General features: G+C 39.4%; 21 protein-coding genes and 2 pseudogenes. 13 read left to right on the top strand and 10 right to left on the bottom strand.

Annotated elements, in window-relative coordinates; genetic code table 11:
* Positions 1 to 221 precede the first annotated feature (221 nt).
* On the bottom strand, positions 222 to 569 hold the full coding sequence (locus tag AC3ISE_RS12695) for a hypothetical protein (protein WP_489221259.1): 348 nt from the start codon (positions 567 to 569) through the stop codon (positions 222 to 224).
* A 110-nt stretch (positions 570 to 679) separates the two neighbouring features.
* Between AC3ISE_RS12695 and AC3ISE_RS12690 the strand changes: the two genes are divergently transcribed.
* Both AC3ISE_RS12690 and AC3ISE_RS12685 read left to right on the top strand, forming a co-directional pair.
* A complete protein-coding gene (locus tag AC3ISE_RS12690) occupies positions 680 to 1,216 on the top strand; it encodes a DNA topology modulation protein (RefSeq protein WP_489221258.1) in 537 nt (178 codons plus the stop codon).
* Positions 1,216 to 1,715: pseudogene (locus tag AC3ISE_RS12685) on the top strand (GNAT family N-acetyltransferase). The gene AC3ISE_RS12690 and the pseudogene AC3ISE_RS12685 overlap by 1 nt, the downstream one beginning before the upstream one ends.
* A 172-nt stretch (positions 1,716 to 1,887) precedes the next feature.
* On the opposite strand, the gene AC3ISE_RS12680 reads toward AC3ISE_RS12685, so the two are convergent.
* Positions 1,888 to 2,808: an NAD(P)-dependent alcohol dehydrogenase gene (locus tag AC3ISE_RS12680; protein ID WP_489221257.1), complete on the bottom strand. Its 921-nt coding sequence runs from the start codon at positions 2,806 to 2,808 to the stop codon at positions 1,888 to 1,890.
* 208 nt (positions 2,809 to 3,016) lie between these two features.
* Between AC3ISE_RS12680 and AC3ISE_RS12675 the strand changes: the two genes are divergently transcribed.
* A complete protein-coding gene (locus AC3ISE_RS12675; RefSeq protein ID WP_489221256.1) occupies positions 3,017 to 3,577 on the top strand; it encodes a GNAT family N-acetyltransferase in 561 nt (186 codons plus the stop codon).
* A gap of 87 nt (positions 3,578 to 3,664) precedes the next feature.
* Here the strand turns inward: AC3ISE_RS12675 and AC3ISE_RS12670 are convergent, their stop codons facing one another.
* Genes AC3ISE_RS12670 through AC3ISE_RS12660 form a run of 3 tightly spaced genes read right to left on the bottom strand, consistent with a single transcriptional unit; the run spans position 3,665 to position 4,841 of the window.
* A complete protein-coding gene (locus AC3ISE_RS12670) occupies positions 3,665 to 3,802 on the bottom strand; it encodes a hypothetical protein (protein ID WP_489221255.1) in 138 nt (45 codons plus the stop codon).
* Positions 3,803 to 3,841: 39 nt separating this feature from the next.
* Positions 3,842 to 4,111: a hypothetical protein gene (locus AC3ISE_RS12665; RefSeq protein ID WP_489221254.1), complete on the bottom strand. Its 270-nt coding sequence runs from the start codon at positions 4,109 to 4,111 to the stop codon at positions 3,842 to 3,844.
* 10 nt (positions 4,112 to 4,121) lie between these two features.
* Positions 4,122 to 4,841: a FadR/GntR family transcriptional regulator gene (locus tag AC3ISE_RS12660; protein ID WP_489221253.1), complete on the bottom strand. Its 720-nt coding sequence runs from the start codon at positions 4,839 to 4,841 to the stop codon at positions 4,122 to 4,124.
* Positions 4,842 to 4,996: 155 nt separating this feature from the next.
* Here AC3ISE_RS12660 and AC3ISE_RS12655 point away from each other — a divergent pair, with 155 nt between their 5' ends.
* Entirely contained in the window at positions 4,997 to 6,388 is a 1,392-nt protein-coding gene (locus AC3ISE_RS12655) for an FAD-binding oxidoreductase (protein WP_489221252.1), read from the top strand.
* Between the two features lie 4 nt (positions 6,389 to 6,392).
* Positions 6,393 to 7,367, top strand: a complete 975-nt coding sequence (locus AC3ISE_RS12650; RefSeq protein WP_489221251.1) for a bile acid:sodium symporter family protein — start codon at positions 6,393 to 6,395, stop codon at positions 7,365 to 7,367.
* Positions 7,368 to 7,561: 194 nt separating this feature from the next.
* On the opposite strand, the gene AC3ISE_RS12645 is transcribed toward AC3ISE_RS12650, so the two are convergent.
* The gene (locus tag AC3ISE_RS12645; protein ID WP_489221250.1) at positions 7,562 to 8,731 is read right to left on the bottom strand and encodes an MFS transporter; all 1,170 of its coding nucleotides are present in this window, start codon (positions 8,729 to 8,731) and stop codon (positions 7,562 to 7,564) included.
* 349 nt (positions 8,732 to 9,080) lie between these two features.
* Positions 9,081 to 9,491, bottom strand: coding sequence for a MerR family transcriptional regulator (locus tag AC3ISE_RS12640; protein WP_489221249.1), 411 nt, complete (start codon positions 9,489 to 9,491; stop codon positions 9,081 to 9,083).
* A 301-nt stretch (positions 9,492 to 9,792) separates the two neighbouring features.
* Between AC3ISE_RS12640 and AC3ISE_RS12635 the strand changes: the two genes are divergently transcribed.
* Both AC3ISE_RS12635 and AC3ISE_RS12630 read left to right on the top strand, forming a co-directional pair.
* On the top strand, positions 9,793 to 10,833 hold the full coding sequence (locus AC3ISE_RS12635) for an NAD(P)-dependent alcohol dehydrogenase (RefSeq protein ID WP_489221248.1): 1,041 nt from the start codon (positions 9,793 to 9,795) through the stop codon (positions 10,831 to 10,833).
* Between the two features lie 627 nt (positions 10,834 to 11,460).
* Complete coding sequence (locus AC3ISE_RS12630) at positions 11,461 to 13,221, top strand: Rieske (2Fe-2S) protein (RefSeq protein ID WP_489221247.1); 1,761 nt, start codon at positions 11,461 to 11,463, stop codon at positions 13,219 to 13,221.
* Positions 13,222 to 13,364: 143 nt separating this feature from the next.
* Here the strand turns inward: AC3ISE_RS12630 and AC3ISE_RS12625 are convergent, their stop codons facing one another.
* Entirely contained in the window at positions 13,365 to 14,345 is a 981-nt protein-coding gene (locus AC3ISE_RS12625; protein ID WP_489221246.1) for an aldo/keto reductase, read from the bottom strand.
* A gap of 190 nt (positions 14,346 to 14,535) precedes the next feature.
* Here AC3ISE_RS12625 and AC3ISE_RS12620 point away from each other — a divergent pair, with 190 nt between their 5' ends.
* From AC3ISE_RS12620 to AC3ISE_RS12610, 3 genes are all read left to right on the top strand, one after another.
* On the top strand, positions 14,536 to 15,438 hold the full coding sequence (locus tag AC3ISE_RS12620) for an AraC family transcriptional regulator (RefSeq protein WP_489221245.1): 903 nt from the start codon (positions 14,536 to 14,538) through the stop codon (positions 15,436 to 15,438).
* Positions 15,439 to 15,921: 483 nt separating this feature from the next.
* Positions 15,922 to 16,788, top strand: coding sequence for a BMQ_0737 family morphogenetic spore coat protein (locus AC3ISE_RS12615; protein WP_489221244.1), 867 nt, complete (start codon positions 15,922 to 15,924; stop codon positions 16,786 to 16,788).
* 145 nt (positions 16,789 to 16,933) lie between these two features.
* Positions 16,934 to 17,263, top strand: coding sequence for a DUF3992 domain-containing protein (locus AC3ISE_RS12610; RefSeq protein WP_489221243.1), 330 nt, complete (start codon positions 16,934 to 16,936; stop codon positions 17,261 to 17,263).
* A 323-nt stretch (positions 17,264 to 17,586) separates the two neighbouring features.
* Here the strand turns inward: AC3ISE_RS12610 and AC3ISE_RS12605 are convergent, their stop codons facing one another.
* Together AC3ISE_RS12605 and AC3ISE_RS12600 are read right to left on the bottom strand one after the other, a co-directional pair.
* The gene (locus AC3ISE_RS12605; RefSeq protein WP_489221242.1) at positions 17,587 to 18,585 is read right to left on the bottom strand and encodes a L,D-transpeptidase family protein; all 999 of its coding nucleotides are present in this window, start codon (positions 18,583 to 18,585) and stop codon (positions 17,587 to 17,589) included.
* Between the two features lie 474 nt (positions 18,586 to 19,059).
* Positions 19,060 to 20,147 (bottom strand): annotated as a pseudogene (locus AC3ISE_RS12600) (citrate/2-methylcitrate synthase).
* A 108-nt stretch (positions 20,148 to 20,255) separates the two neighbouring features.
* Between AC3ISE_RS12600 and AC3ISE_RS12595 the strand changes: the two are divergent.
* The 3 genes from AC3ISE_RS12595 to AC3ISE_RS12585 all read left to right on the top strand — a co-directional run bounded on the left by AC3ISE_RS12595 (position 20,256) and on the right by AC3ISE_RS12585 (position 23,396).
* A complete protein-coding gene (locus tag AC3ISE_RS12595) occupies positions 20,256 to 21,134 on the top strand; it encodes a LysR family transcriptional regulator (protein ID WP_489221241.1) in 879 nt (292 codons plus the stop codon).
* A gap of 15 nt (positions 21,135 to 21,149) precedes the next feature.
* Positions 21,150 to 22,208: an undecaprenyldiphospho-muramoylpentapeptide beta-N-acetylglucosaminyltransferase gene (gene murG / locus AC3ISE_RS12590; protein ID WP_489221240.1), complete on the top strand. Its 1,059-nt coding sequence runs from the start codon at positions 21,150 to 21,152 to the stop codon at positions 22,206 to 22,208.
* 207 nt (positions 22,209 to 22,415) lie between these two features.
* Positions 22,416 to 23,396, top strand: a complete 981-nt coding sequence (locus tag AC3ISE_RS12585; RefSeq protein WP_489224332.1) for an FtsW/RodA/SpoVE family cell cycle protein — start codon at positions 22,416 to 22,418, stop codon at positions 23,394 to 23,396.
* Positions 23,397 to 23,923 lie beyond the last annotated feature (527 nt).

The following is a 23,923-nucleotide window of genomic DNA, read 5'->3' as shown; positions in this document are numbered from 1 at the left end:
CAGCGGGGAGGGTTGGAGCCTCCTCGGCTTTGCCTGTGGGGTCTCCAACTTCCCTCTATTTCCCGCAGGAGTCAAGTTTATCCGCTGTAATCCACTAATAGTTTTTTAACAAAGAGTATTAAAACAACTAAGTTTACGAAAAAAGCCTAAAGAAAAAAGCAGGCAGGAAATAACTTTTATTTTTCCTGCCTGCTTCATTTTAGAGACTTATTGGACAATTCCTATTGTCGCTTTTTAACTTGTAAATTCCCTTTATTAAACATAATAAGCCCATTAATCCGTTCATAAACGGCATACAAAGGATACATCAGGCCCAAAAAGACGATGACGGAAGGAATCTTTTCAATGACAGGCACGAAGCCAGACAGCAATGTGATTAATTTTTCAGTTAAGAAAATAAATAAAGGAATGACTGCTAGAATCCCTAGCAATAAATATGGGGTCACTTTTGTTTCTTTTAATTTCGTTCTGCAATTTGGACACTTCATCGTGAAGGGGGAAGAAAAATCCTCAAAGTCATCAAGTGTTATCGCTTTTTGACAATTTGGGCAAGGCACAGATGTTTTCATATTATCTCCTAATTAACTAATTTACTTTAGTATAATTGTCTAATACATATGCAGTAAATAATAGATTTATAGAAAATATTAAATTTTGTTGTAAGGAGCTGGATGAAACAATGAACCGTATCATGGTGATGGGAGTCTCGGCAGGTGCAGGGAAGTCGACGTTTGCAAGGAAATTAGGCGAACTATTAAAAATAAACGTTCATCATCTTGATGTCTTATACTGGAAACCAAATTGGGTAGAAGCACCGCTCGAAGAATTTACAGCTGAACAGCAGAAAATTGTTCACCAAAATCAATGGATTATAGAAGGCAATTACAATAATACCTATGATATTCGGGTTCAGAATGCAGATACGATCATTTATTTGGAGCTTCCCTTGATTGTCTGTTTATATCGTGTTTTTAAGCGCTGGATTCTAAATATTGGGAAGACCAGGCCTGATATGGGGAAGGGTTGCAATGAAAAATTAGACTGGGCATTTATTAAGTTCATCTGTACTACATACTATCCCCGAAAGAAAAAGATGGAAGCCAGATTCAAGGCATTCAAAGAAACGGATTCGGAAAAAAAGGTCATTGTTTTAAAAAATAAGAAAGAGATCCACTCTTATCTTGAAACTTTATCTCTAAGAGGGAGGGAAAGTTGATGGATAAGGAATTTCCAACAATCGAAACAAAAAGATTAACTTTAAGAAACGTGACAGCAGAGGACGCTCAAGATATGTTCTCCTATTTATCCGATCAGGATGCTGTGAAACATATGGGGATGGAACCTTGCCAAACAGTCAATGGCGCAATGGATGAGATTAAGTGGTACCAATCTATATACAAAGATGGTACTGGAATTAGATGGGGTACACTAAAAGATTCTGTTCATGTGATAGGCAGCTGTGGTTTTTAAATATGGCCGCCAAACATTATAGGGCTGAAGTCGGCTTTGAATTAAGCAAGGATTACTGGGGGAAAGGGATAGCCGGTGAAGCATTGGAAGCTGTCGTGAAGTACGGCTTTCTGCACTTTCAATTAGAAAGAATTGAAGCTTTAATTGAACCTGCTAATCTCCCTTCACAAAAATTAGTAGAAAAGCAAGGCTTTAGAAGAGAGGGTTTGCTGAGGCATTATGAATTTACTTGCGGCAAAGCTTAATTAATTTTATTTGGACTAGAAAAATATTCCTCTTTAACTAAGGCTAAGAAATAAAAAAGGGACTGACATGTAAGTTTATCACTTCTAGTCAGCCCTTTTTCTATTGATTAATATTCGATTTCATCATGATCTTTTTGCCGAGGCTTTTTAGGGATTAGAACTTAGTTAAGAATTACCTGGTATGATTCAAAGTAATAACTACATTACCCTTCTTATGGCCACTTTCTACATATCTGTGAGCTTCAGGAACTTGTTCCAGAGGGTAGTGCCGGTCAATGACGGATTTTATCTGACCGGACTCAATTAGCTCTTTGAGGAAAAGTAAATCTTCAGTACGTTCCTTTGCTATCCCTTGCCCTACTACAGAGACGTATGTTCCATTAGGTGTGAGTGCTTTCTTGCAATTTGATTTCGAATTTTTCCCGACTGCATCAAAAATAATATCATAAAGCTCTTCTCCCTCTGTAAAATCCTCTTTAGTGTAATCAATAACCTTATCGGCTCCAAGTGATTTCACCAGTTCTAAATTTGCGGTACTGCATACTCCGGTTACTTTTGCACCGAAGGACTTGGCAAGCTGAACTGCGGAAGTTCCTACTGCGCCAGAAGCTCCATAGATCAGTACGTTGTGGCCGGATTGAATCTTTCCTTTTCTTAGAAAGTGCAATGCTGAAGTTCCCCCAAAAAGAACGGCAGCGGCTTCCTCAAAGCTCAAATTTACTGGCTTTATTGCAACCGATCTGTCTTCGCGCAGACATGTGTATTCGGCATAACCGCCGAAATTCATTCCAGTCATGGCAAAAATCTGGTCCCCTTCTTTAAATCGTTTAACATTCCTTCCTATTGCAGCAATTTCTCCGGCTAATTCCACCCCTAAAATAGGCTTTCTTGGTTTTCTGATGCCTAAAAATAATCGCATGGGGATCCAGTACAAAATAGGACTTTCGAATTTTCGCACTCTGCAGTCTCCCGACGTAACAGTTGTTGCATGAACCTTTACCAATATCTCGTTGTCCTTTGGAGCAGGTTTTATTACATCCCGCAGCTTAAGAACTTCGGGTGATCCGTATTGCGTGCATACAATTGCTTTCATAAGTTTCCTCCATTAATTTCTTCATCTGACCATTTTAAGCTTATGAAATACGGCACATAAACATGTCATGGTACTTGTAAGCATCTTTAAAGAACTAGCGTTCAAATGCCTGAAGTAATAAAATGGATAAAGGTGAAGATTTGGAAATCTTTGTAGTGAGAGATTGTATTTAGTATCAATCTGTTAAGACTTGAAGGGAGAGAATTCAATGAAAAAAGATTTTCCTATAATAGAAACAAAAAGATTAATCTTAAGAGAAGTAACATTAAATGATGCTGAGGATATATATAGCTATCTATCTGATCAAAATGTTGTTAAACATATGGGTTTGGATCCTTGCCAAACAGTTGAAGATGCAAGGGATGAAATTAGGTGGTATCAATCTATATATGAAGAAGGGACAGGAATTAGATGGGGAATCACTCTAAAAGATTATGACATAATGATTGGGAGCTGCGGTTTTCTTAATATGGCTGCCAAACATTACCGGGCCGAAGCCGGATTTGAATTAAACAAGGATTACTGGGGGAAAGGGATAGCCGGTGAAGCATTGGAAGCTGTCGTGAAGTACGGCTTTCTGCACTTTCAATTAGAAAGAATTGAAGCTTTAATTGAACCTGCTAATCTCCCATCACAAAAATTAGTAGAAAAGCAAGGCTTTAAAAGAGAGGGTTTGCTGAGGCATTATGAATTTACTTGCGGCAAATTTGATGATTTATATATGTATTCAGTGCTAAAAAAAGATCTGAATCTTAATAAATTTTATTAGGGTCCGTCCTCTTTAAGTAAGGCTGAGAAAATAAAAAGGGGACTGGCATGTAAGTTTATCACTTCTAGTCAGCCCTTGTTTTAATGATTAATATTCGATTTCATCGTAATCTTTTGGTTGAGGAACGGGCTGGTCATTTTCAATTTTGGTGATATCATTCACTGTTTCAAGTTCTTCTTGCGGTTCTTCAGTATGCTGCTTATCTTGTTTTCCTTCTTTTTTCAAAACGATTTACTCCTTTCAAATAGAATCAACAATCTTTATTTAAGCTTCCCATGCATTTGAAGAAAATACATTCAATAAGGAGTTTCTTTTATTTTTCCGCTTTCGTACGCTATTTTTCAAGAGCGCTTTTTTTAACCGTGTGAATCTTCCTTGAAAAATCATTAAAACCCCAATCCCCCTCCCAAGAAACCAAGCAACTGTTCCCCAACCAGCTGCCAACGCAAGAGTGACCGCCGTTAAGGAGGGAGCGTAATTCAATGCTTTAGCAAAAAAAAGGAAGCCAACACCCGTCTCCATAATAAATGCCACATCTTTTACGTCATATCGACTCACCTAAATCAGCTAAAAATGTCTCACTCAGTTCACTTCTGATCCGGGTAATATGCTGTTCGATAAGGGTTCTGGCTTGAGCCGCATTTCCGGAAGCGATGGCCAAATAGATTTCTTTGTGCTCATCAAGTGTATCTTGAGCACGGGCTGGATCAGCGAGACGGTGTCGGCGGGTTGTACGGATGGTATCTTCCATGTGCTCAGTCATGGTGTGAATCAGTTTAATAAACAAGGAATTATGAGTAGCATTTACAATAGCAAGGTGAAAGTGAAGGTCTGCTTGCAATCCTGATTCCACATCATTTTTTGAAGCCGCCATTTGTTCGAGCGCTTTACGGATTTTTTCTAAGTCCAGAGAGGTCGCTCTTTGAGCAGCCAAATAGGCAGATTCTGCTTCGAGTGCGCGGCGAAGCTCGAGCATTTCATAGACCAGATGGCTTTCAGCTTTAGTGATGACAGAAGATAATTCCTCTGTCGAAAAAGTAAATTCTGTTGATTTGATATAGCTTCCGCCGCCTCTGCGAATGTCGATTGCTCCCCGCAGCTCAAGCATCCGCAAAGCTTCTCTGATCGATGTCCGGCTTACATTGAAACTGCTTGCCAGTTCACGCTCAGATGGCAGCTTATCGCCTGGTTTTAAATCTCCGTTCAGAAAAAATTCTCTGAGCTGCTCCACAATGATTTCGTATGTTCGTTTACTTGATTTCAATAAACCTTCACTCCTTAAAGAGTTGTTGTATTTTTCAGATAATTAAGTATAATGGAAAGTGGTTAGACCAATTCGACATTGGTAGTACCTATTTCATCATTATAAACGATTTATTGCAACCGATTACATATTTAATTTTTGGGGGAGAGAGCGAAATGAATGTAGAGATGGCGAATCTGGCAGAAGCCTTAAAACAAATCCTTCCTGAAAGTCAGGTCTCAATTAATCCGACAGTGAGGGAGCAGCACAGCAAGGATGAATCGTATCACACACCAAGTCTCCCTGATCTGGTCGTTTTTCCGGAAACGACTGAGCAGGTAAGCGATATTATTAAACTAGCGAATGCATATCAAGTGCCTGTTGTGCCATTTGGACTCGGCTCAAGCTTGGAGGGGCATGTGATTCCGTATGATTTGGGGATTACGATCGATTTTTCTCTTATGAATAAAATTCTTGAAGTAAGAGAACAGGATTTCCTGGTTAGAGTCCAGCCTGGCGTTACGCGCTCACAATTAAATAAGGAATTGAAAAAATATGGACTGTTTTTCTCCGTTGATCCGGGTGCGGATGCAACTCTTGGAGGAATGGCTGCGACGAATGCGAGCGGGACAACCTCAGTCCGCTATGGTGTCATGCGGGATCAAGTGAGAGATCTGGAAACAGTTCTTGCAGACGGAACAATCATTCACACTGGAAACTTGGCTGAAAAATCTTCTTCCGGCTACCATTTGAATGGAATTTTCGTAGGTTCAGAGGGAACACTTGGCTGCTTTACAGAGCTTACACTGAAGGTTTACGGCATTCCTGAACACGTTATGGCGGCACGAGCCTCTTTTCCAACGGTCAATGATGCTGTTCAGGCGGTGGTCTCCATCCTGCAGGCTGGGATCCCGATCGCAAGAGTAGAGCTGGTTGATGAGCCATCCATGAAGCAGGCTAATCTGTACAGTGAAACAGACTATCTGGAAAAACCGACTCTCTTCCTGGAATTCCATGGTAATGAAGCTGGACTTAGACAAGACGTTGAGTTCACGAAAGAACTTGTAGCGGATCTGCATTGTGAACTCATTGAATTTGAAACGGATAATGCAGCGAGAAATAAGCTATGGGAAGCAAGACACCATCTGGCCTATGCATATGTTCATGGATTTCCCGGGAAAAAGCTGATGGTGACAGATGTGTGCCTGCCTATTTCTGAGCTTGCAGGTGCAATACGCAAGGCTAGGAAAACCATTGATGAACTCGGCCTTGACGGCGGGATCGTAGGACATGTCGGAGATGGAAACTTTCATGTTCTTTTAATGCTAGATACAACTGATCCTCTTGAAGTCAGCAAAGCGGATCAACTAAATGAAACCATTGTGCTCTATGCGCTTGAACGCGGAGGAACATGTACGGGTGAGCATGGAGTTGGTGTAGGGAAAATGAAATATCAGGAAAAAGAGCATGGGGAAGCGCTGCGTGTTATGGAGAAAATTAAGCAGGCTCTAGATCCTAAAAATATCCTGAATCCAAATAAAATTGTCCATGTAAAAGGGGAGAGATGATCTCATGAAGGTACTTGAAGCCATCAGCACCATAGCCGGAAAATATTTTGCAGTTTGGGTCATTTGCGTCGCGCTTATCGCCTTTATGATTCCTGATCCATTCCTTTGGCTAGGCGGGTACATTACGATTTTACTCGGCATTGTCATGTTTGGAATGGGTTTAACACTCAAAGCAGTAGATTTTAAAGTAGTAGCAACAAAACCGATTCCGGTCATCATCGGGGTTTGCGCCCAATTTGTGATCATGCCGTCAGTCGCATTTTTGCTGGCATATGCGTTAAATCTTCCGCCTGAATTAGCAGCTGGATTAGTTCTATTAGGGTCTGTTCCTGGAGGCACGGCATCTAACGTGATGGTTTATTTAGCAAAAGGAAATCTTCCATTATCCATTGCGATGACGTCATTATCAACGCTAATTGCACCTATTGCAACACCATTGATTTTACTGATGCTTGCAGGACAATGGATGCCGATTAATCCCATGTCCATGTTCTTGTCGATCATTCAAGTCATTATCATTCCGATTATTTTAGGGATTACGATCCGCAAATTTTTCCCGGCAGCTGTTGATAAAAGCATTACCGTGATTCCGCTGATTTCTGTGCTTGCCATTATCATTATTGTTTCCGCAGTCGTTTCTGCGAATGTTGACAGCATTGTCTCATCAGGACTTCTTATTTTCACAGCTGTTATTCTTCATAACTCATTTGGGTTATTGCTGGGATATCTGACTGCAAGATTACTTCGCCTTGATGAAGGAACAAGAAGAGCGATTTCAATCGAAGTCGGCATGCAGAACTCTGGACTCGGGGTTGCGCTCGCAACGGCACATCTTGGTCCGCTTGCAGCACTGCCAAGTGTACTTGGAGCCGTTTGGCATAACATTTCCGGCCCGATTCTTGCGACCTTTTGGTCAAAAAAACCAGTTGTAGAGGAGAATAAAAAGTGGTCTGACCAGCCGGCTGATGTTAAAATGTAAAAAAAAGGAAATAAGCCATCTAATTCGTTGAAGAATTAGATGGCTTCTTTAAATTAATAATAAATATATTCTTAGTTTGAAAGGTGTCCTTGATAAAAATTACCCAGTCTTAAAATACCTCTTAAAAATCGATTAAAAGAAAATAAGACAGGAGAATAAAATGAATAATGAGCAGGTAATTCGTAAAAAAGTCTTTATATAGAAGGTTGTTTTGCAGGACCGTATAAATAGTTTCTTAGTAAAATAGGTATCAAACTTAGGATTAATGATAGGATTCCCGCCAACACAACGTATTGTGTTCCCATTTCTGATATAAATAAACCGCCTGCAGCTGCACCAATTGTTACTCCTATATTAGCGGATGTTAGAAATAACCCATTAGTAAAATCAGGAGCATCGGGAGCTGAAGAAACAATCCAATATTGATTTATGTTCGCCCCTATTCCAGCAAGTACTCCCCAAATCAAAGTTATAAGTGCCATAGGTACGGTAAACTGCCCTGTAAAAAATAAGATGATGTAAACAGCGCTCAAGACAAATGGAAAAGCTGCGACAGATTTGATCGCGTGTTTAGCGAGCAGCTTACCAGCCACAATGTTCCCAATAATGTTTGCACCACCGTAGATGAATAACGTTAAACTAATGGTATTCGGCGACATATTCGTTACCGTTTTTAGATATTCAGCAAGATAACTGTAAACTCCAAATACTGCAGCATTCATGAAAATGACAGCCGCAATGGATAGCCAAGTAATTGATTTTGTTAATACGCTTAATTGGGATCCGTAAGACCGTTTTTCTTTAACCGGCATCGATGGTACATATAGTAACGTAGCAATGAATACAAGAGCATTGATAATAGCAAAGAATGTCATCGCCATTTCAATTGAAACTGCATTAGCTATAAAATTTACAATTGGTACTCCAACTACCATCCCGGCAGATACACCAATAAAAACTTTGGACACGGCTGTTGTCGATGCGTCCTTAGGAACGGAGGATGCAGCAACCGAAAATGCCATTGAACAATAAACTGGAAGAAAAAACGCCGGGATGATACGGGCAATCAATGCAACGGTAAAGTTAGTTGTAAATACGGCCACAATGTTCCCGAGAATGAAAACACCAAGTACAAGTAACATCACCTTCTTGCGGTCTATACCCGAAAACAATAACGGCATCGTTGGCCCAGATATGGCAATACCAATGGCGAAAAGACTCACCAGCAACCCTGCTTGAGATACACTAACATTATAGTGGTCAGCGAGGGCAGGCAATATCCCAATAACACCCATTTCGGTATTAAGAATGCCAAAAACTCCTATGGTTAATATGAAAATCAATAAATTATTTCGCTTAGTCAAAAAAACAACTCCTTTCTTCATTTATGTATTACGATCACTTGGAGGATAAGGAGATTAATATAAAACAACGCATTCCTCTGCCTGTTCCAGTCATAAACCAAGCTTTATATCAGACTTGTTTATTACTTTCTGTAAGGATCATTAGCAATCTGCACATGAGTAAGTATAAAAGTTATAGTCAACTCTAGGGCATGGGGGAATTTCAAAAAAGGGAAGCTAATTTATCATCGGTGACTTAGTTCACTCAAGATTGTTAAGTCTTTTGACGAAAGTTTATGAAGAGAAATTCTACAAATAGAAAGCCACCTGTATTTCATATATACACATATGAAATACAGGTGGCTTTCTATTAATTATTAATCTCTATTTTATTCTTTTTATGAATATCTTCCGTTCCGGCCTCTAAAGCAGTATTGTAATAGGAACATTTATGCTCGATGAGTTCCATTGTTTTTTTTAGTTCTTCCATCTGTGCTTCAACAGAAGCTTTTCGTTCCAAAAACATGTCATATCTTTGCTGCAGCGTGGAATCCCCATCAGAACACCAATCAATGAAATTTTTTATTGACTTAATAGGCATTCCTGTGGATTTCAGACATTCAATTACTTTTAAAGCGTCGATATCAGATTCTTTAAACAAGCGTGTTCCGCTTGCTGTCCGTTCTACAAAAGGCATAAGTCCCTCTTTGTCGTAGTAACGCAAGGTATATACTGTAAGATTTAATTCATTTGCCACTTCGCTGATCGAAAATGTCTTCATCCTGAATCTCCTATCTTAATTTCAGCTTTTGATTCACTCTAGGAATTTAGTGGATTTTATCACGGTATTTGCTGAAATGTCAAAGTCTCCTCATCAGGCAGGTGCTTAGAAAGATTTTTTTGAAAAAATAGTTTACATTACTTGACCTAGAGTTAACTTTAGGGTTTAACATTGTTTTTACAAGAGAAGCAATCTGGATAGAAATGGATATATGAATGAAGGCGAATTTTATCCTGAGTTCATTATTTTTACCCATTACATCCTTATTTTCTTGAAATCTTAAATTATTGGAGGTTTTTTTATGATAACCGCAAAAGCAAGAGCTGTCGACGGACCAGACAAATCTTTTCGAGCTGCTGAAATTAAACGGCGCGATCTTGATTTGCATGATGTTCTAATTGAAATTAAATATGCTGGAATCTGTCATTCTGATATCCATACTGCACACGGTGAATGGGGTGACGTGAACTATCCGCTCGTACCTGGACATGAAATTGCTGGAGTTGTCTCGGAAGTAGGAGCCGAGGTCACAAAGTACAAGGCTGGTGACAGAGTAGGGGTCGGATGTATGGTTGATTCCTGTGGGGAATGTGAGAACTGCCTTAAAGGAGAAGAACAATACTGTTTAAAAGGCAATGTCCCTACATACGCTGGTGTTGACAAGTACGGCGAGACAACTCAAGGCGGTTATTCTACCCATATTGTCGTAACTGAAGACTTCGTAGTTAGAATCCCTGATAACATTGAACTTGACGCTGCAGCGCCATTACTTTGTGCTGGTATTACAACCTATTCTCCATTGAACCATTGGGGAGCAGGACCGGGTAAGAAGGTCGCGGTTGTTGGTATGGGCGGCCTTGGTCATATGGGTGTCAAAATTGCGCATGCAATGGGTGCAGAAGTTACGGTCCTGTCGCAAACATTGAATAAAAAGGAAGATGGCTTGAAATTCGGTGCAGAAAACTACTATGCTACAAGCGACTCTGAAACATTCGAGAAGCTAGCTGGTTCTTTTGATCTGATCATTAACACGGTAAGTGCAAAAATTGATATTAGTGCTTACCTTTCCCTGTTATCGCTGGATGGAACTCTAGTAAATGTTGGTGCGCCTGCTGAGCCATTATCGTTAAATGTGTTCTCTCTCATCGGTCATCGCCGTTCTTTTGCCGGTTCGATGATTGGAGGTATCCGTGAGACTCAGGAAATGCTGGATTTCTGTGCAAAACATAACATTGTTCCTAATATTGAAGTGATAACGGCCGATCAAATTGACGAAGCTTATGAACGGGTTTTAGCTTCAGATGTGAAGTATCGATTTGTAATCGATACTAGCACAATGTGAGTTGCGTTTATCATAGTTTTCTTATTTAAAAGAAGGCTCGGACAAAAGGTTTCCAGCCAAAGAAAAATCCGAACTATTATGTGAAATTCCAACTTGAATTTCGTTTTAGTTCGGATTTTTTTCTTTGCCTCTTTTCATAAATATTCTTGCTGCAGGCTAAATGATAGAAACCTTAAGTGGATTGCAGCGGAAGGAACTTGACTCCTGCGGGAAATAGAGCAAAGTGGGAGACCCCACAGGCAACGCCGAGGAGGCTCCCATGCTCCCCGCGGAAAGCAAGTTCCTCTCGCTGCAAGGAACGGACGTTATTTATCATGAAAAACAACAATCTATGCGAAAATAACCTTTTCACACTATTCAATGTTCGGCTTTAATTCAGGAGAAGTTTAATTATATGGGTACCAAGGAATACCAGAGATCATTTACAAGGAATGGTGAAAGAAAGGTAATTGGAAATGAGATTGATAGCATTTTTCTTCCCGAATTTCAGACTTTTGGATGAAATAAATCTCAACTTATGAAGGATTACTTAATTTAATATATAAAATAAAATAATAGATAACGAATTTTTTATATACCCTTATTCAGCTGTTTCATTGAACTCTATTTTCCGGGAGAGTGATAGTAATGACAGAATTCATTTATGCAGGTTCTTTAACTGAACTTGAAGAAGGTACAAAGGTAATAAAAGGCGGCAGTCATGCAATTGCAGTATTTGTTCACGAAAAACAAGTTTATGCGGTGGATAACCGTTGTCCGCATATGGGCTTTCCTCTTCATACAGGAAGCTTATGTGATGGGATTTTAACATGTCACTGGCACCATGCTCGGTTCGATATAAAGAGCGGCGGAACCTTGGATCCATGGGCAGATGATGTCCCTACTTATCCTGTCGAGATTAAAGAAGATGAGGTTTGGGTACACCCTGTTCCTTATAATAAAGTAACAATCGAAAAATTAAGGCAGCGATTACGTGAAGGTCTTGAGCAAAATTTAAGTCTTGTCATCGCTAAATCGGTTGTCGGATTAATGGAAGCTGGTTTTCCAGGGACTGAGATTGTAAAGATTGGCATCGCTTTTGGAACGGTACATCATCAAAGCGGCTGGGGCTCAGGATTGACGATTTTAACAGCAATGACAAATGTATTGCCAAAATTAGATAAAACCGGTCAGATTTTAGCATTGTTCCAAGGTCTCGTTCATGTTGCACGAGAAAGTTCTGGAAAGGGAACACGCTTTTTACTGGGATCTCTTCCTGTCACAGATAAAATGAATGCCCAATCATTCGAACAATTATCAGAATGGTATCGCCATTGTGTGGAGGTTCGTGATTCGCAGGGAGCAGAACGAGTTCTGCTGACTGCGATTGAATTGGGATTCTCGAACGAGAAGCTTGCTGACATGATGATGACAGCCATCACTGATCACTTTTATATTAATACAGGGCATACGCTCGATTTTCATAATAAAGCATTCGAGATTCTTGATCAAATTGGTTATGAGCACCGGCCATTTGTATTATCATCATTGTTGCCTGGCCTCGATAATGTATCACGAAGCGAAGAATCTCATAGCTGGCAATCACCCGTAAACTTGGTCAAACCATTAATGGAGGCGTTCAAGGAGTTACCTGATATTCTGGCTAATGCATTATTAATAGAGGAAACTGTAGTGGATGATGCAGCATTGGTTGAACAAATTTTATCAGATGATGCTTTAATAACGGTAAATATGATGGTGGCTGCCCTTAAAAGTGGAGTTTCCCCTGTCCGTTTGGCCCAGCTAGTAGCTTTGGCTGCGGCGGAACGAATTTCCCGGTTCCATGTACAAAATGATTTTAGAGATTGGATTACCGTCCTTCATACTTTTACTCACGCCCATGCAGTACATGAATCATTACGCCGCTCGACCACACCTGATTTAACCCGGGCAGTTTTCCATGGAGCAATGAGTGTCTATCAAGATCGTTTTCTCAATTTACCATCTGCACGAAGACCGGAGCCGAAGGATGCAGAAGCTGAGCAGTATCATCCTAATGAATTATTGGAGTTAATGAATCAACAACAACAGGTTGCAGAATCAGCACGATGGGTTGTTAATTACCTTGCAAACGGAGGGAATAAAAGTGAACTCTTCAATACACTCGGGCACGCATTACTAAGAGAGGATGCAGAGTTTCACACATTTCAAATGTTTGAAGCGGCTATAGTCGAGCATGCACATTGGGAAAAGGAGGATACGGAGTTTGCCAGTCATGCACAGGAAACGTTAATCATAGCATTAACACGTTATATAGCAGGCCATGCCCCGACTGCTAGAGAAATGCCGCATACAGCAAGGATTGCAATGCGCCTTCACAGAGGAGAAAAATTATTTGAGGATGAATGATTTTGAATAACGTAAAAGGGGAAATAAAATCTCGCTTGGTCCATTTCAAGCGAGATTTTTTTATTAATATTTATTTCCCCTTATGCTTTTCTAACCTTACCATCATGGAAGATTGGGTTTCCTCCTGTTTATCAGCAAAACACTTAGTTGTGACCAACTATTGGATGTGATACATATGGTTCTTCAAGAAACGCAATTTCTTCAGGAGTAAGCTTCACTGATAAAGCTTCTGCGGCATCTTCAAGATGCGATATTTTTGTAGCACCAATTATCGGAGCAGTGACTGTTTCTTTCTGAAGTAACCAGGCAAGTGCGATGTGTGTACGAGGGATACCATGTTTTTCTGCGATGGATGCTACTCGCTCTACAACTAATTGATCGGCGGCCGAAGTCGCATCGTATTTTGATTTTTGAATTTGATCTGTCTTTGAACGATGCGTTGTTACTGACCAATCACGTGTTAATCTCCCTGATGCAAGAGGGCTATATGGAGTTACACCAATTTTCTCTTCCTTACAAAGAGGCAGCATTTCTCTTTCTTCTTCACGGTAAATTAGGTTTAAGTGATTCTGCATGGATACAAACTTAGTCCAGCCGTTTTTTTCTGCCACATGTAATGCCTTTTGGAACTGCCAAGCGTACATGGCAGAAGCACCAATGTATCTGGCTTTTCCAGACTTCACCACGTCATGCAATGCTTCCATCGTTTCTTCAATAGGGGTATTGTAATCCCAGCGATGGATGATATAAAGATCTACATAATCAGTTTCCAATCTCTTAAGACTTTTATCGATTTCACTCATAATTGCTTTTCTAGAAAGACCAGAACCATTTGGACCTTTATGCATTTGGCCGTGTACTTTAGTTGCTATTACAACTTCATCACGATTCGCATAATCTTTCAAAGCTCGTCCAAGATATTCCTCGCTTGTGCCAAGTGAGTAAACATTTGCTGTATCAAAAAAATTAATCCCTAACTCTAGAGCTTTTTTTATTACGGGACGAGAGTCCTCTTCGTTAAGTACCCATTGGTGTAGCCATTTGTTAGCGTCCCCAAAACCCATACATCCAAGACAAAATCGAGATACGTCTAAGCCTGTACTGCCAAGTTTCACATACTCCATTCGATTGTTCCTCTCTTTTGTTTATTTGCCACGATTATCGTGACCTATTTACAATTAATTATGTCATAAGTAATAAAGAAACCTTTATCACATTACTCTCGAATTTTTGCCTAATTCTCTCAAGTCCTATTACTCATTCAATGTATATCAGATATAATAAACCGAAGATGAAGAAAAAGGAGAATAAGTTATGTCTGAGAAAACCTATAAACAGCACTATGAACTTGCTAATCTTATTGAGTGCTTTTCAAAACAGGACGGTGTTCACCCTACGCCTATTCCATCTTTATTTCTCATCCGTGAATCCATTATTACTGAACCCATTTCTAGAATCAACGAACCGTCTTTTTGCATGATCCTACAAGGAGGGAAGGAGGTGTTATTGGGAGAGGAACGCTTTTTGTACGGTCCTGGTAATTATATTGTGGCATCCGTTGACTTGCCAGTTACAGGACAAGTGATCAAAGCCTCAACAGAATGTCCCTATTTAGCTCTTAAACTTGAATTTACACCGAGCCAAGTTTTAGAGGTTTTAAATGAAACAGATATTCAATTTGGACAGGGAAAGAACACTAAACGAGCTATGTTTGTTAGCGAAGTAGAACCTTCTTTGTTGGATGCAGTACTCAGACTAGCTTCTTTATTAGAAAATCAGAAACATATCCCCATTCTTGGTCTATTATATAAAAAAGAAATTATCTATTGGATTTTACAAGGTCCTCATGGCGAAGCGCTTGAACAAATGGTATTAGATGGAAGCAATGCCTCTAGAATAAGAGAGGTTATAGAATATATCATTAGTAATTATGAAAAGCCTTTTCGAATTGAAGAGCTTGCCGAAATAGCGAATATGAGTGTTTCATCGATACATCAACATTTTAAAGAGGTAACGGCTATGAGTCCCATTCAGTTTCAAAAACAACTGAGATTGCAGGAAGCCAGGCGCTTACTTTTAGCTGATTCAACAGATGTAGCTGATGTTGCATTCAGGGTGGGGTACGAAAGTCAATCGCAATTCAGTCGAGAATATTCCCGAATGTTCGGCTTTCCGCCTAGAGTAGATGTAAAACGAATGAGAGAGAACTGCGTTTAAATGAAGAAAGACTACAGATTGTGCAAGGTTGTACATAAAGTAAAGGGTCCTTTTCTTCATAAGGATCTTCAGCATTTGTGCGCTATTCTTCTATAAGACAACATAAATGAACGAAGGAGCCATTTTTGCAGCTCTTTCACATTTTTTAATATTCCGTAATCGGGTGCTATTCCGGAGTAAGGAAAGCACCTTTTTTTATGCAGCCAGCCGGCTTCTTCCGCAGCTGAAAACGTTGATCTATCAGCCTTGTATAAAAACGTGCATAAATGATAAATCCGGACAGTGAAAAACCCTTTGGTAATCAAGGTTTTTTTTTTTATCAACTTCCTCTAGTTAGCACTAGTTTTGTATAAAGTATTCAACTGATACTTTGAGGAGTAAGCGAGATATGGGGAAGCTGTGCCTTTTTTATTTGTACCTTTCAGCTTTTCCCATTCGTATTATAAGAAAACTAAACTTTTAGACTAAGGGATAGATAAACTGATGAATAGAATTTGCGTAAAAGTGCCCAAGGTATATGACTGGGTCACTAAAGAAGCTGAATTTCATACTTGCTTAAGCCTTATAGAATGCAGTACGATTACTGACCAAATCTGCTGTGATTTTATGTTAGATTGCTCGTCTGATTTAAACAGCCTATGGGTAGCTAATAGTGACAATATCCCACTTGCTGGGACAATCTCTGTTTCATTTGATCAAGGGTGTGGGGATGAGCTTGACGTATTTATTAACGGAAGCTTGGCATTTTCAGTTGGCAAAGGAAAAACGAGGGTCCAAACTGTTGAATCCCTACGCTCATTAGAAGTGAGTTGTCCAAATGGATCAGGCATTTGTAAGGGGGAATATTCCTTGAGTATCCATAATAAATTCCACGAAACTTGTCTCCCTGATCCAGAAGATAGCTTAGAGTGTTACCTGGCGGATCCATGTGGAAACAGAATTAGCGCTTTCTCACCCGGTGCGATTGAATATGTCGAAATCCCCCAAGCAAACGGTAGACAGAATGAAAAAATTTTAATGCCAAATGGTTACTTTGTTACACTTCAAAGAGCCATTTTACTTAAAAAAGGATGTATTGCAGTTGAATTTAAAAGAAATGGGCGATTATGCAAAAAATTAGTGCCCTTTAAGTTCACGGAAAAATTCCTTTTATGTGCTCCAGAAGGAACAAAAATCGAATGTGAAATCATTGATTTTGAATGCGTCCCAATTATAAAAAACAATGATTCTTGTGCTCGGATCGACATTCTTATTAGTGTTTGCCAAAGCATACAAAGTGAAGCAGATGTAACTCTTACTTTAGAAGGGGAATTTTGCTTACCTAGACCAGATTTAGAATCAAACTGTTAATTTAGATAAGTATCAAATGATACAAAAATTAAAAGGACGTTTGTTGTAATTTTATATCCCTTTAATAAGCAATTTGTCCAAACAAAGAAGCTAAATATACGTATGATGTATTAAATCAAGGTGAGGTATATAGGAGGTAACATCATTGGCTCAATTAGGTAAATGCAGGGACGAAACCATATGCTGTGTAAATGATGCAGTATGTTGTACATTTGACGTTGTAGAAGGAAACGCTCAAGTGATCTGGACCGACAATACAAATTTTGTAATTAACGGAACTGTTCTGTTAGAAAACATAGGAGCGCCTGGTACCGCAATTGCACAACTCCTTGTAGACGGGGTTGCATTGCAAGCTGCACCAGGTGAATGTGATTCGGGTACCTTTCAAGATATGAACTCTATCGTTGTATCAGCTTCGGGAGGAACGGGTACCGCAAGTGTAAGAGTTTCTTTCTCTCTAAACTACAAGTTTTAAATAGATAAAATAAATCCCCTTTATTAATTCAAAGGGGATTTGTATTTAAATATGGCTTAACTTTTTTCATAAGGTACCGGAAGATTGGATTTTTTTGATTTATATGTGATCATTTACAGATACTGACCTTCCTCAATCGGTAGCTTTTCTGGAATATCAAATATCCATGCAGCATGGATTCTCCTAAAGGATCTCAACAAACGGGCGCAATAATGGAACAAAAAATGGAACTCCAATATACAGGAGTTCCATTTTTTATATGATTTGCTAAATTCTATAGGAAGATGAATAGATAAGAGTAGTGTAACTAAGTTTCTTTTTATTTATATTCCTAATGCTTTTTTCGTAACAGGACCAACGATACCATCTACAGACAGGTTTTTGGATTTTTGGAAAGAACGAACTGCTTTTTCTGTGTTAGGACCAAATACTCCGTCAACACCTTTAGTGCTGTAGCCTTTTGCAGTAAGTGTACTTTGCAGTGTTTTTACTCCGGTTCCGCGGCTGCCCATTTTTAAAGTGCCGCTGACTGTTCCAGTGGATGGTTTATCAGGTGCAGTCGATGGCTTTGTACCATATAATGCTTTTCTTGTTGCGGGACCGACTATACCATCTGCTGTTAAGCGACGGGATTTTTGAAACTGACGAACTGCCTGATCTGTATTATTTCCGAACGCCCCATCAATACCTTTGGTGGAAAAGCCAAGAGAAGTAAGTTTGCGCTGCAATTCTTCTACTGCAGGACCTCGGCTGCCTTTTTTAAGAATCGTGCTATTATTCATTGCAGGAACAGTGGGAGTCGTTTTGTATCCATACGATGCAGCAATAGAATCAAATGACTTGCCCGAAGAAGTAATTATTACTGGTGTGTTGGTCGGCACTTGGCTGAACAGCCATTCTACTTCATTGTCGTACATTCGAACACAGCCGCTGCTGACGTATCCGCCAATTGAACTCGGATTGTTATTGCCATGAATGGCATACGTTGTCCCCCATGTGCCCCTCGCATTTAGTCCTAGCCAGCGGTTGCCAAGCGGATTGCGCGGATCACCGCCTGGAATGTTGTCCGTGTAGTAGGGTCTGTTCACAATTTTATTTACAATCTTGAATTTCCCTTCAGGTGTAAGGGATTGACTTCTGCCTGTGCCTACCTTAAACACTTTTTTCAGCTGACTGTTTTCATAATAGGCCAGCTGATTATTGCTCTTGTTGATGATGATGAATTTGCTTCCTGCTGCAGATGCAGAACTCAATTCCATACTGAAAATCATAAGAAAAGATAACAGAAAAAGAATAAACATTTTTTTTATCACAGTAACCATCTCCCTTATTCATTCTGTTTTCAATCTATATAACGAAGTGTATTTCAAAATTGTTCCATAAATTAACAATATTTTGAAAATAAAAATACAAATTAAAGAATGAGTTAATTTCATGATTTTGAAAGAATTGGTTTGAGCGAACAGGAAGGAATGTTGAATTAGGGTTTGTGGTTAATTATGGTTCGGAGGGAAGAAATATGGACTTAGAAGTAGTACAGGAATTCTTAAGCAGAACTTGTAAGAAGAGGTTTATCTGACAATTTCATCGACAGTAATATATTTTTCTAAAGCAATTAGGCAGCGTTAAATCATTATTAATTGGCAGAATGTAGTTTTTTTGCACTCCAAAAAGCACCCATAAACGGGTGCTTTTGGTGACTTTTCAAGCTTTTTTATAACGGTTGTTGCTTCTAGTAAGAATGTTAAAGCTTTGATTGGATTTTTGCGTAAGGCGAGTTTAGCTCTACTAGAAGCTTATTTAACAGGCAATCTCCCTATATAATAAGATTCCGGTCTGAAAATCGTGTTATTTTCAGCCTGCTCCAAAACATGAGCCGTCCATCCGACAACTCTGCTTGCTGTAAACGTCGGGGTGAACAGCTCAGACTCCATTTGAATGGATTTCATGATGGCTGCAGCGTAGAATTCAACATTCGTGTACAGCGATCTCCCGGCTTTAGTTCTTGCAGCAAGTTAACTGCAGTTGTTTCCACTTCCATTGATAGATCAAGCCATGCATCTTTTCCAGCATTCTCGAGTAAAACGGTTTTCAAAGCCACAGCTCTTGGATCATGCGTTTTGTAAACACGGTGGCCAAAACCCATTAATCGTTCGCCGCGATATAGTTTTTCACGAATCACTTTTTCAATATCAGCGCTTTTGGCTGCTTCATCTAAAAACGCAATCACTTCAGAAGGGGCTCCTCCATGAAGCGGTCCTTTCATCGTGCCAATAGCAGAGGTCACAGCAGAGTAAATGTCAGACTCGGTCGAAACGGTGACTCTTGCTGAGAAAGTTGAAGCATTCATTCCATGCTCTAATGTTAGAATCATGTAGGTTTCAAGAGCCTTGCGCTGAGATTCCGAAGGCCTTTTTCCATTAAGCATATAAAGATAATTTTCTACATGATCAAGCTCTGCGGAAGGGCGGACAAATGCTCTGCCATCTAAATGACTTCTTCTATATGCGATCATTGTCGGCATCATCGCCGTTAAACGAATGGCATCTGAATAAGTCGGCTTTTCTTTATTTGCTGGACCGGCTGCTGAAACCGCTGTTCTCAAAACGCTCATAAAATCCATCTCTGCTGGAAGACTGATCAGCAGATTTTCTATATAATCTGGAAGCCCGCGCTGTTGCTTCAGTTCATTTTTCAGCTGAGTGAGCTGGTGCTGGTCAGGCCATTCACCATGCCACAGTAAATACGAAACTTCTTCAAATGAATGGTTTTTTGTCAAATCTCCTGCATTAATTCCTCTATATATCAATTGGCCATTTACTCCATCTATATGGCTGATGGCTGTTTCAGCAGCCACAACACCCTTTAATCCTTTGATCACCATAAAAATCTCTCCTTCCCTTTGTACGTTCTATTTTATAAAATAATAAGTATTAAGAAAATTAAATATATATAAACGGATTGATTAAGTATTTTAATAAGGAGGGAGTCTATGGAATTCACTTGGCTTCAAACGTTTGTCACGGCTGCAGAATGCGAAAATTTCAGAAGAACAGCGGAGATTCTCTATATATCCCAGCCTTCTGTTTCAGTTCATATCAAACTGCTGGAAAAAGAACTTGGGGTGCGATTATTTGAGCGTGATGGTCGTAAGATTAGACTGACAGAAGAGGGAAGAGTTTATTTGAAGCATGCAAAGGAGCTTCTGACTGTGTATCAAAACGGGTTAGTCAATCTACAATCCTTTCAGCAGGGGTTTACATCGCAGTTTACACTAGCCATTTCCCCGCTGATTGCGGATACCATTCTTCCTTATGTACTGAAAAAATACTGCAATCAGTATCCTCAGGTAGAAATTTCCGTTAAAATTATAGAATCAAGTGAAATTGAAGAGGCTGTGAGGAATGATAAGGTGGATCTCGGTTTGTCCTGTTTGGGAAGCACTCATCCGGATATCAATTGTCAGCTTCTGTACAAAGACAAGGTTTTACTTGTCGCCCCTCATGATGGAATGGATTTTGAAAGAGCGCTGCCTATGGATGAAGAAGAGGTGTTAACATCAAATTATCTTCTTACACATAATCATCCTGTATACTGGGATTCGCTATGCAGAGCAGTCAAAGCAAATTATCCAGGTATTCGAATGATGGAGGTTTCCCAAATTCATATTACAAAACGGTTTATTGTGGAAGGACTCGGCGTTTCGTTCCTTCCTGCTTCAACAGTAAGAAGAGAAATGCTTGAAGGAAGGCTTCTTGAGGTTGATTGTCCATCTATTCCATTACCGGAAGCTCATACATATGCCATCATGAAATACACACATAAAAAGCAGAAAGAATTTTTAGCATTTCTTTCGCAGTTCAGAATTTAGAAGGAGGCTGTTTTTATGAAAAAAACAATAGTTTTTACAGGCGGCGGCTCAGCAGGGCATGTCACGCCAAATATTGCGATTATTGATGAACTCGATAAAAGAGTCTGGGACGTCCAATATATTGGTTCGAAAAATGGGATCGAAAAAGAACTGATTGAGAAAATCGCGATTCCCTATCATGGCATTTCAAGCGGGAAGCTGAGAAGATATCTCGATTTTGAAAACGTAAAAGACAGTTTTCGTGTATTAAAAGGATGTCTGGATGCAAGGAAAGTTTTAAGGAAATTAAAGCCGGCTCTGGTTTTCTCAAAAGGCGGATTTGTCTCAGTACCGGTCATAATTGCAGCAAAATCACTGAAAATTCCTGTTCTCATCCATGAAAGCGATATGACCCCTGGACTTGCCAATAAAATCGCACAGCGCTTCGCTACTAAAATCTTTACTTCGTTTGAAGAAACGCTGAACTATTTTCCAAAAGATAAGACTGCTGTCATCGGTTCACCGATTCGCAGGGGAATCTTAAAGGGATCTCCGTATAAAGGGATTGAGCTGCTTGGGTTTGACCGCAGGCGCCCGGTTTTAACAGTGATGGGCGGAAGCCTCGGGGCAAAAAAAATCAATGAAACGATTAGAGCGGCATTGCCGCAGTTGAAAGACTATCAAATTATTCACTTATGCGGAAAAGGAAACGTCGATGAAAACTTTGCGAATCAGAAGGACTACAAACAATTCGAATATGTTCATGATGAGCTCCCTCATTATTTGGCCGCAACGGACTTTGTGATTACAAGAGGCGGATCGAATTCCATTTTCGAATTCCTTGCCTTAAGGATCCCTATGCTCATCATTCCTCTAACAAAAAATCAAAGCCGGGGAGATCAGATATTAAACGGAAAATCGTTTCAGGAAAAAGGATATGCGATGATGCTTGAGGAAGAACATTTATCTGTAGAAACGCTTGTGAAACATCTGGCTGATTTAAAGAGCAAAAGAGATGATATGAAGCAGAAAATGACCTCGCTTGACCGGAAAGATGCAATTGGCATCCTGATTGAGGAGATAAACGGCAGATAAGAATAAGGTGAAAATGAGGGAGCTATTGATACTCCCTTATTAATATTTATTATGAAGGTCAAAATATCATAGCTCATTTGAATGGATTAATGTATGGAAAAACATGTGTCATGATTAATAAAGATTATTCCGGCTTGGCAGCGGCCCAGCCGTTTTTTTATGAAAACTATCAATCTGTAAAACTTTTCATACAGGAAAGTCGTCTAAATTCGTGAAAGGGAGGTTTCAGGGGAATATGTAAATGTTCTAAATAAAGTGTTTATGGTTCTAATAGGAGCGGCAGCGGCGTTTGCCCTTATGCTAGTTGATTACCGGAAGCTTGAGAAATTCGGGTGGATGTTTTATGCTGCGGGGGTCATTATCCTTCTGCTGATTCAATCGTTTCCAAATAGTACGATAAACGGGAACTACGCTTTAACTATTGGTGCTTTTAGTCTTGAAAGCCTGACGGCGCTGCCTTTCTTTTTGCTCGCTTGGGCAACATTTTTCAATCATGAGAATTTTAAAATTTGGCATTATGGATTATTATTCCTTTTTCCGGTTTACTTATTTTTTACTTTACCCAGTGTTTCATCTGCCTATCTATACTCGGTTATGCTATTTGCGATGGTAGGATATAGTAAATTCAGTCTGCGGACAATTCTTAAAATTTTTGGTGCTGCTGCAGCTAGTCTCACTCTTATGTTGATTTTATCCTTTAAATATCAATCTCTAGAATTTAAATACAGGATGTTTGGTTTTTTGAATCCAGAAAAGTATTCCGATTCATCAGGTTATATGATTCTACATTTACGGGAGCTTTTATCTGAAGCGGGATGGTTCGGCAACCCTTCAATTGAACGATCCATGCCGGATGCTGCCACTAATTTTGTATTTGTCGCCTTAACCTCTCAATTTGGCTGGCTTTTCTCAGGATTCCTTATAATAGTGCTCTCGCTCTTTGCAGCAAGAATAGCTGCAGTTATTCCGTCTATTAAAGGTTCTTATGGAAGACTCCTGCTGATCGGAGCGGTTTCTCTTTATTCCATTCAAGTATTATCAAATATTGGCATGGCACTCGGCTTTTTCCCGATGACAGCTATGAATCTGCCTTTTATCAGCTACGGTTTGATGCCGGTATTGTTGAATGCTGTATTAATTGGAATTGTTTTAAGTGTTTATCGGAGAAAGGATTTGGTATCCGGTTAAGTGATAATCTAATGAATCTATGTTCTAAATGATCTGTCTGGAATTATGAGAAAAATGATCAAAGTTGAATTAGTTTGAAAAGAATTTGAGAAACGAAAAGAGCTGTTAGATGCTAACGGGTTCCTTATTGTGGTGCAAAATCCGTAATTAGGAATTGAAACTGCAGAACAATCTTTAATCGATTGTTCTATTCAAGCACCTTGATATAACTGAATTTTACCGAATTAGCATAAGAATTAACATACAAAAATTAGCAAGGTTCTTTAATCTAATGGATATTACATAGAATTCCAAGTGCTATTTATTGTGATGTTTTATGAGGGAATTTAAATCCATATTTGAACAAAAACAGTTATTCAGCAATAGGGCAGTTTAACGGAATAAGAGGAATCTGAAGTTCTTCTACAAAAGGGCCAGATTGTTGAATATGTAGTTTAGCACTAGTAGTCGGGAACCGTAACAAAAGTAACGGCGAAATGAACCACTCCTTTTACATTGTTATGGTACAATTGTATGCAATAAAACTT

It is taken from the genome of Metabacillus sp. KH_069 (assembly GCF_057838075.1).
This window is presented reverse-complemented; position numbering and strand designations above follow the sequence as displayed.

Coding starts and splice junctions, on each gene's coding strand:
- AC3ISE_RS12630 (WP_489221247.1), top strand. CDS start 11,461: ATGACAGAATTCATTTATGCAGGTTCTTTAACTGAACTTGAAGAAGGT.
- AC3ISE_RS12680 (WP_489221257.1), bottom strand. CDS start 2,808: ATGAAAGCAATTGTATGCACGCAATACGGATCACCCGAAGTTCTTAAG.
- AC3ISE_RS12655 (WP_489221252.1), top strand. CDS start 4,997: ATGAATGTAGAGATGGCGAATCTGGCAGAAGCCTTAAAACAAATCCTT.
- AC3ISE_RS12620 (WP_489221245.1), top strand. CDS start 14,536: ATGTCTGAGAAAACCTATAAACAGCACTATGAACTTGCTAATCTTATT.
- AC3ISE_RS12695 (WP_489221259.1), bottom strand. CDS start 569: ATGAAAACATCTGTGCCTTGCCCAAATTGTCAAAAAGCGATAACACTT.
- AC3ISE_RS12650 (WP_489221251.1), top strand. CDS start 6,393: ATGAAGGTACTTGAAGCCATCAGCACCATAGCCGGAAAATATTTTGCA.
- AC3ISE_RS12640 (WP_489221249.1), bottom strand. CDS start 9,491: ATGAAGACATTTTCGATCAGCGAAGTGGCAAATGAATTAAATCTTACA.
- AC3ISE_RS12690 (WP_489221258.1), top strand. CDS start 680: ATGAACCGTATCATGGTGATGGGAGTCTCGGCAGGTGCAGGGAAGTCG.
- AC3ISE_RS12635 (WP_489221248.1), top strand. CDS start 9,793: ATGATAACCGCAAAAGCAAGAGCTGTCGACGGACCAGACAAATCTTTT.
- murG (WP_489221240.1), top strand. CDS start 21,150: ATGAAAAAAACAATAGTTTTTACAGGCGGCGGCTCAGCAGGGCATGTC.
- AC3ISE_RS12605 (WP_489221242.1), bottom strand. CDS start 18,585: ATGGTTACTGTGATAAAAAAAATGTTTATTCTTTTTCTGTTATCTTTT.
- AC3ISE_RS12675 (WP_489221256.1), top strand. CDS start 3,017: ATGAAAAAAGATTTTCCTATAATAGAAACAAAAAGATTAATCTTAAGA.
- AC3ISE_RS12615 (WP_489221244.1), top strand. CDS start 15,922: ATGAATAGAATTTGCGTAAAAGTGCCCAAGGTATATGACTGGGTCACT.
- AC3ISE_RS12625 (WP_489221246.1), bottom strand. CDS start 14,345: ATGGAGTATGTGAAACTTGGCAGTACAGGCTTAGACGTATCTCGATTT.
- AC3ISE_RS12595 (WP_489221241.1), top strand. CDS start 20,256: ATGGAATTCACTTGGCTTCAAACGTTTGTCACGGCTGCAGAATGCGAA.